Annotated in this window: 1 protein-coding gene; it reads left to right on the forward strand. The window is 49.1% G+C overall.

Annotated elements, in window-relative coordinates:
* Positions 1-181 precede the first annotated feature (181 nt).
* Entirely contained in the window at positions 182-1,585 is a 1,404-nt protein-coding gene (locus BN3772_RS27590) for a transposase (RefSeq protein ID WP_052380727.1), read from the forward strand.
* Positions 1,586-1,657 lie beyond the last annotated feature (72 nt).

The following is a 1,657-nucleotide window of genomic DNA, read 5'->3' on the forward strand; positions in this document are numbered from 1 at the left end:
GGAGACAATTTCATAATTCAAACCCCTTGCTACACCTGGTTTTTTTGAGCATAGAAAAAGGAGTACCTCCCCAAATTCTCGAAGTTATAGGCGACGAAACCAACACCCGAGAAGAAAAGAGGTAATCCCTATCTACTCTATTCGACAAGAAGAGCTGTTTTCCTTCGAGGAATTGCTCCAGATGCGCCCGGAAGATAAATATAGTCAAATCTTTAAACACTTAAACCTGGCTCCGGTCCTGCACGCACTCCGGAAAAAGAACCACCGCGGACGGCCACAGGAGCTAAACCTTCCTGCCATGATCTACTCGCTGCTCATCTCGAAAATGGAGGGCATTGAGTTTGTTTCTTCTCTGGTTAGACGCCTTAAGCACAGCGAGGAATTTCGGGCGCAGTGCCGGTTTACCGGATCGAACCCTATTCCGAGCAAGGCTTCATACTCCCGTCTGATTTCTGCGCTTGAGCAAACGGGAATGCTTGAGCAACTGCAGGATAGCTTGGTGCTGTCTGCCATGGAAGAAGGCTTTATTACGGGCACGCACCTTGCCGTTGATTCCTCCGTTGTTGAGGCTTGGGATTGCCAATTCAGTGAATCTGCGTCGAAACGCCGAGCGGCCCGCCGTACCAAAAAGCCAAGCGAAGCGCCAGAAATTCAGCAACTAGAGTTCGAGAATGCCGAGCCAGAGCCTCAGCCAGCGAACGAACCGCTTAAAAAACCAGTCTACCGACGTGGGCGGGCTTCTGCGGAAGAAAAAGAGCGACGGCGTCTGGAACGGGAAGCTTATGAAAAGACCTTAGCACCCTTTGAGAAAACGATTGAAGCGATGCTGCCTTACACCTATGACGAGCTCCTAAGCACGATCCCCCGGCATGCTGCACGCTTTGACAAGAAAAATACGAAGGGCAGACTCACCAGTTATTACGGATTTAAGGCGAACGTACTGGTCGATGCGGATTCTCAGTATGTGCTAAGCGGTGTCTTTAGTTCGGCGAATCTGAATGACCAGCGGATGGCCGTCCTGCTCCTAAAGGGGCTACATCTGAAGTTTCCTGGGCTGAAGGTGAAGCATGTCTTGGGCGACAAAGGGTATGACAGTTCAGCCATTTACCAGTTGATTCATTCCTTAGGCGCTTTTCCTATTATTAAAATGATTCACCACAAAAAACCGCCCGAGGGAATGAACCAGGACTACACCCCTGTATGCTCGCAGGGACACGCCTACCGTTACGATAGTTTCGATGCCAAATACGAAACGCTGCGTTACACCAGGCCCAACCAGTGCAAAGACTGTCCGTTCTCTGAATCCGGCTGCCAAAAAGTGTTTAAGATCCGAATCCAAACCGATTTGCGGAAGCACGCTTACCCAGCAAGAGGGAGCGAGAGCTTTACGCAACTGTATAACAAACGAACGGCTGTAGAACGTGTTTTTGCCTACCTCAAAGAGTATTTTGGGATGAAACGCACACGTCACCGCGGCGTCCGGGCAAGTGTCGATTTCCAACTCAGCACATTGGCCTACAATTTGAGTAAGTTTGCACTAGACAAGTTGAACAAGCAGTTGAGTAACTCCCAGCATGTGGCCTAACTCTTTTTAAAAAACAAACTCAGATTTTGGCCCAGTCTTGCTATTCAGCAAACTGAATTATGAAATTGACTC

Origin of the sequence: Paenibacillus camerounensis (genome assembly GCF_000723885.1) — a bacterium.
GTDB lineage: Bacteria > Bacillota > Bacilli > Paenibacillales > Paenibacillaceae > Paenibacillus_AQ > Paenibacillus_AQ camerounensis.

Bases quoted from the DNA above. Each gene is read 5' to 3' on its own strand.
- BN3772_RS27590 (WP_052380727.1), top strand. From the start codon at position 182: ATGCGCCCGGAAGATAAATATAGTCAAATCTTTAAACACTTAAACCTG.